This window comes from Reyranella sp. (genome assembly GCF_050185545.1).
Classification (GTDB): domain Bacteria; phylum Pseudomonadota; class Alphaproteobacteria; order Reyranellales; family Reyranellaceae; genus Reyranella.
Genome location: NZ_JBFWZI010000265.1, coordinates 1 through 5868, shown reverse-complemented (window position 1 = coordinate 5868; position 5868 = coordinate 1). Strand labels below are relative to the sequence as shown.

The 5868-nt window shown below is 65.4% G+C and carries 6 protein-coding genes; 3 read left to right on the top strand and 3 right to left on the bottom strand.

The features are described from left to right. Positions 1–416, top strand: a 416-nt coding sequence (locus AB7O82_RS35470; RefSeq protein ID WP_428621597.1) for a cupin domain-containing protein, incomplete at its 5' end; no start/stop codon positions are given. A 159-nt stretch (positions 417–575) separates the two neighbouring features. Here the strand turns inward: AB7O82_RS35470 and AB7O82_RS35465 are convergent. After that, positions 576–2165 carry an ABC transporter substrate-binding protein gene (locus AB7O82_RS35465; protein WP_428621595.1) on the bottom strand — a complete coding sequence of 530 codons (1590 nt, stop codon included), beginning with the start codon at positions 2163–2165 and terminating at the stop codon, positions 576–578. Between the two features lie 190 nt (positions 2166–2355). Here AB7O82_RS35465 and AB7O82_RS35460 point away from each other — a divergent pair, with 190 nt between their 5' ends. Further along, complete coding sequence (locus AB7O82_RS35460) at positions 2356–3315, top strand: D-2-hydroxyacid dehydrogenase (protein ID WP_428543383.1); 960 nt, start codon at positions 2356–2358, stop codon at positions 3313–3315. Between the two features lie 67 nt (positions 3316–3382). Here AB7O82_RS35460 and AB7O82_RS35455 read toward each other — a convergent pair whose 3' ends face one another. Both AB7O82_RS35455 and AB7O82_RS35450 read right to left on the bottom strand, forming a co-directional pair. Next, on the bottom strand, positions 3383–4111 hold the full coding sequence (locus tag AB7O82_RS35455; RefSeq protein WP_428543385.1) for a LytR/AlgR family response regulator transcription factor: 729 nt from the start codon (positions 4109–4111) through the stop codon (positions 3383–3385). Then, a complete protein-coding gene (locus AB7O82_RS35450; protein ID WP_428543431.1) occupies positions 4096–5193 on the bottom strand; it encodes a sensor histidine kinase in 1098 nt (365 codons plus the stop codon). Before AB7O82_RS35450 ends, AB7O82_RS35455 begins: the two co-directional genes overlap by 16 nt. 263 nt (positions 5194–5456) lie before the next feature. Here AB7O82_RS35450 and AB7O82_RS35445 point away from each other — a divergent pair. Beyond that, positions 5457–5868: cellulose binding domain-containing protein (locus AB7O82_RS35445; RefSeq protein WP_428621594.1), on the top strand; the 412-nt coding region annotated here is incomplete at its 3' end.

The window sequence follows — 5868 nt, the reverse complement described above, 5'->3', positions numbered from 1 at the left end:
TGCTTCGCCGTACCCTCGATTGTCGCGTGTCGCGCATCTCGCCCCAGGACACCAACAAGTTCGTCATGATGGTCGACCCGGTGGCCGACCGCCTGCCCTTCATCTCGGTGATCGAGATCTTTGATGTCGGCGGCAAGACGCCGCCCAACACCCATCAATATGCCCATGAGATGTTCTACGTCCTCGGAGGGCGCGGTCGCGCCTGGTGCGACGGCAAGAGCTACGACATCGCCAAGGGCGACACCCTGGTTCTGCCGCCCGGCATGGAGCACGTGGTCGAGAATACCGGGCCGGAGAGGCTCTACTGCCTGACCATCATGGTGCCCAACGAGGGCTTCGCCGAACTCATCCGCGCCGGCACGCCGATGGCTCTCGATGCCGCCGACGAGGCGGCGATCGTGGATGCCTCTGTATAGGCGTACTCCCTCTTCCTCCTCTTCCCCGCTAGGGGGAGAGGCTCGGTGAGGGGGTCACAGGTGACGGAGCAGCCTTAGAAGCCCCCTCACCTGGCCTCTCCCCCATTCGGGGGAGAGGGAAATGAGCGGGGGGACGCCCGCGGTCCGCTCGATTGCTGCCTACCGATCCAGCCAGACGTCCTCGAAGCGCGCGCCATTGTAGATGCTGTTGACGTGCAGGGTGATGCCCTTGACATAGGGCTGCCAGCAGCCGGCGGCGCGGTTGTGGGCAATGATCGGACGGGCGATGTCCTCCTGCAGCTTGCGGTCGATCTCCCAAGCCATCTTCATACGCTTCTTCTGGTCGGTCTCCTGCGACTGCGCCTCGAAGAGCTTGGTCATCTCGGCATTGCAGTAGTTGTTGTAGTTGCGCAGCGAGCCACAGGCATAGCCCTCGAAGAAGGCGACGTCCGGATCGTCGACGGCGGTGCCGGTGAGATTCAGCGCCACCACATAGTCCTTCTTGAAAACGCGGTTGTAGTAGACCGAGGTGTCGATCACCTCGAGCTCGCCGTCGATGTAGATCTGCTTCAGATGGTCGATCAGGATGGTCGCGGGATCGCGGAACGGGGCGATGTTGCGCGTGCTGACCTTGATCTTCAGCCGCTTGTCGGGGCCGTAGCCCGCCTGCTTCATGAGCTCGCGCGCCTCGTCGCGGCTCTTGGCGACGTCGCCGTAGCCGACGATACCTTCCAGCTGATCAGACGGCAGGCCCCACACACCGTCAGGCGGCGGCAGCAGGGCGCCGCCCATCTTGGCCTCGCCTTCCGACAGGATGTCGATGAAGGCCTTGCGGTCGAGCGACAGCGCCATGGCGCGGCGGATTCGCGGGTCGTCGAACGGCGGCATCTCGCGATTGACGATCAGATTGGTGCTGACGCCGGTCGCGCGCATCGTGCACTGGGCATGCGGCGCGTCCTTCTTGAGGTTCTTCAGGAGCGGTACCGTCACGTCGGTCGGGAAGGTCATGTCGTACTTGCCGCTGGCGAACGACAGCATGCGCGTCGAGCGGTCGGGGATGATGGTGAACTCGATGGCGTCGAGATAGGGCCGCCCCTTCTTCCAATAGTCCTTGTTCTTGGCAAGCTTGACGCCCTCGTTCATCTTCAGCTCGACGAACTTGAAGGGGCCGGTGCCGATCGGACGGCGCCGCATGTCGGCAGCCGAGACGTGGCAGGGATAGATCGGCGAGTAGCCGGACGCCAGAAGGGCAAGCAGCGCGGGCTGCCTGTGCTTGACGTGCAGCGTGACCTCGAAATCGCCCTGGGCTGTCGCCTTCTCGACATTGCCGTACCAGGCGCCGCGCGGGTTGCGCCGCAGGTCGCCCTTGCCGAGCAGAAGGTCGATGGTGCAGACCACGTCCTTCGACGTGAAAGGCTTGCCATCGTGCCACTTGACGCCTTCACGCAGCTTGAAGGTGAGCTTCCTGCCGTCGTCGCTCCACGCCCAGCTCGTCGCCAGGTCGGGTACGATCGACTCGAAGCTGTTGCGCGGCACGTTCTGGTCGAACATGACGAGATTGTTGTAGAGCGACATGAACGGCACCGCCGTCGAGACGGTCGCCTCTTCGTGGATCGACGCGCTGGGCGGCGTGTCCATGTGCTGGATGCGCAGCACGCCGCCCGATTTCTGGGCCCAACCGGGGCTCGCCGTTACGCTCAACGCCGTGACAACGCTCAGCAACGCATACCACGAGGTTCGGCTCTTCATGTTTGATTCCTCCCGTCCGCGCGGCCGCGTCGTCGCGGCTCTGCGGCTGCATACTGTTTTCTTCCTGAAACGCCTCCTTCTACGCACGCGGCGTGCATCCTAGCCAACCCGGCGGACGGCGGCCATGCCTGCTTGGCCCAAGGTGCCGGGCCGGCTAGTCTCGCGCTTTCCCACACCAGGAGCCGTTTCTGTGACCAACCGCGCCCATATTCTATTGTGGACCGACCAGACCGCCCCCTATCTCGACGCCATCGCCGCGGCCGGGTTGGCCGACCGCGTCGCCGTCGACACGCTGCCGCGCAAGGAGAAGCCGTCGGCCCAGCAACTCGCGCGGACGGAAGCGCTGATGGCCGGCGCCGTTCCGCCTGGCCTGCTGCCGACCATGCCCAAGCTGCGCTGGGCCCAGGCGATGAGCGCCGGCGTCGAGGGCTGGCTCGCCCTGCCCGACCTGCCGTCCGGACTCGCGCTCACCTGCGCGCGCGGCACGCACACCGAATCGATGCCCGAGAACATCATCGGGGCAATCTTCCATATCGCCAAGCCATACGCCGTCGCGGTCGAGAACCAGAGGCGCGGCCAGTGGGTCCACACGGTCGCCCAGCCGCTCACCGGCAAGACGCTCGGCATCCTGGGTCTCGGTGCGATCGGCCAGGAGGTGGCCCGCATCGCCTCGACGCTCGGCATGCGCGTGATCGGTACCAAGCGCCGGCCCGCGCCGATGCCGAACGTCGCCGAGGTCCTGCCACCCGACCGCACCACCGACGTGCTGGCGCAATCGGACTTCGTCCTGCTGCTGCTGCCGGCCACGACCGACACCGAGAACCTGATCGACGCCAAGCGGCTTGCTCGCATGAAGTCCACGGCCTGGCTGCTCAATTTCGGCCGCGGCCATCTCATCAAGGATGACGACCTGATCTCCGCCGTGACCGCAAAGCGGATCGCCGGCGCAATTCTCGACGTGTTCCGCCAGGAGCCGCTGCCGTCCGACCATCCATTCTGGAGGACCGACGGCATCATCGTGCTGCCGCATATCGGCGGCCCACATCCCCAGCGCGACAAGTTCGTCGCCCGCCTGTTCGTCGACAACCTGCGCCGCTTCCTCGACGGCGCGCCGCTGAAGGAGGTGGTGGATCGGACGGCGGGGTATTGAATCATCGTACTCAGGTGTCGGCGTCTTACGCCGACACCTCCCCGGCGAAGCTGGGGAGGGAACAAGCTCAAACCTCGTCCGGTGAAACCAGCTCGCGCAGGCGGGCGGCGGCGGCGCGGCCGAGCTCGAATGGCGCTTTGATGCCCTGCAGGACGATGCGCGCCCCGGCGCGCGACGGCGCCTCGATCTTGCGCAGGCGGTCGCGGTTGATGATCAGCGAGCGGCCGAGTCGCAGGAACGGCGGCGAGGGCAGCAGGCTCTCGAAATGACCCAGGGTGCGCAGGATCATCACCGTCGGATGGTCGGCGACGAAGACGTGGGTGAAATCGCCGTCGGCACGCAGGGCGGCGATCTCGGAAGGCGCGGTGAGCACGGTCTGCTTCGGCGTCCGGAGCGCGATCATGCCCTGGACCTTCTGTCCGGACGCGGCGACGATGCGGATCATGTGCTGCTCGACCCGCACCAAGCTCTCGGCGAGACGCTCGGGCAGGACCGGCTTCAGCAGATAGTCGACGGCGTTGACGGTAAAGGCGTCGACCGCGTACTCGGCATAGGCGGTGACGAACACGATGAGCGGCGGCCGCTCCAGCTTGGCCAGGAGGTCGAAGCCGTCGCCGCGGTTGCCGAGCTCGATGTCGAGGAACACGAGCTGCGGCTCGGTCCTCTCGATGGCGGCGATGGCCTCGTCGAGTGTCTCGGCCTCGCCGACGATCTCGATCGTGGGATGGGCGGCCAGCAAGCGCCGCATCGCCTGACGCGCCAGTCGCTCGTCGTCGACGATCAGGGCGCGGAGCACGGCTCACCCTCCAAAATCATGGTCGCGACCACCCGGCTCTCTCCGTTCTCCGCCTGCTGCAGGACGAACTGGTGGCGATTCGGGTAATGTAGAGCCAGGCGTCGCCGCACGTTCTCCAGCCCGATCCCACTGTGATTTCGGCGCGGTGTGGCGTGATCATCGAGCGTTCCGGTATTGTCGATGGTGATGTAGAGCCGATCGCCGGCGGCGCGAATGTCGATGCCGACATCGAGCCCATGGTCACGGTTGCCGTGCTGCACGGCGTTCTCGACCAGCGGCTGCAGCAGGAAGCTCGCGATCCGGCGCGTCGCCGCCTCGGGATCGACATGCAAAGAGGTGCGCAGGCGCTCGCCGAAGCGCGCACGCTGGACCCCGAGATAAGCCGACAGGCCAGCGACCTCCGCCTCCACCGTCACCACGGTCTGGTGGATGCCATCGAGCGAATGCCGGAGATAGGCAGTGAGATCGCGCAGCATGGCCAGCGCCGCCGTGGGGTGGTCGGGGATCTCCTCGGCCACGCCGTTCAGCGCGTTGAACAGGAAGTGCGGATCGAGCTGCAGGCGCAGTTCCTCGAGCCGGGCGCGCAGCGCCTCCGCCTCGGAGCGCATGGCGTGGCGATGCTCCGCCTGCTTGGCCGTCTCGGCGCGCAGCCAGAAATAGCACAGGCTCCAGCCGCACAGCACGATCGAGTAGTGAATCAGGGGGAAGGCGAAATCGTCGAGCGGATCGCGCCCCGGCACCGACCAATCCAGCCATTCACTGGCGGCGAAGGCAAAGACCGCGACCGGGAGTGCCATGGCGATCGACAACCCGAGAATCCAAATCACCGTGCGTCGGGTGAGTCCGCCATCGAAGCGGCGCGACGTATAGATCGAATGCAGGATCGACGAGACGACGACCAGCGACAGGACGGTCGGCAGCGCGCGCGACGCGGCGACCCAGAACTCATGGTAGATCAGTCGCTGGTAGACCAGGTCGAGGATCGCGAAGAAGCCCCAGCCGATGAGCTGCGCGCGCCAGAACAGGCGCAACCCATTCCAGTATTCGCCGATCGATCCAGCCGTCCTGACGATGGCGTTCACCGACAAGGTTGAAAACTCCGAGGGCTGGATATGCTGCGAGCGCAATCGCGAAGACATGCCGATTCGCGCATATGTGAACATACCCTGAGGGTCATGCCGATTTCACCGTGCCACCGCAATTTGCTTCGTTCATCGACAATCCTGCCATATTCAACGAGTGAAAGTCCCGGGCCGGCTGTCAACTTGCCCCGGCCATGACATATCGCGGCAAGACATATCGGGACTGGGCCACTCGGCGCGGCACCGACACGAGAGAGGCGGGGATGGCTACGATCAATTATGTTGTGGGAGATGATTGGGGCTCCGGATTCATCGGCGACATGACGGTCGGCGGCGGTGGCGAGGCCCTGCAGGGCTGGACCGTCGAGTTCGACGCGAGCTTCCTGATTACCAACATCTGGGGCGCCGAGATCGTCAGCCACGTCGGCAACCATTACGTCCTGCGTAACCTTTCGTACAATGCGAACGTACCGGCCAACAGCCAGGTCACGTTCGGCTTTCAGGCGTCGACCTCGAGCGGCACGGCGGCGAGCAACCTCACGCTCAACGGCACGACGACCACGCCGCCGCCCCCGGTGCTGCCGACGCTGTCGATCGACGACGCCTCCGTGAGTGAAGGCAACTCCGGCGTGACGCAGATCACCTTCACCGTCAAGCTTTCGCAGGCCGCCAGCG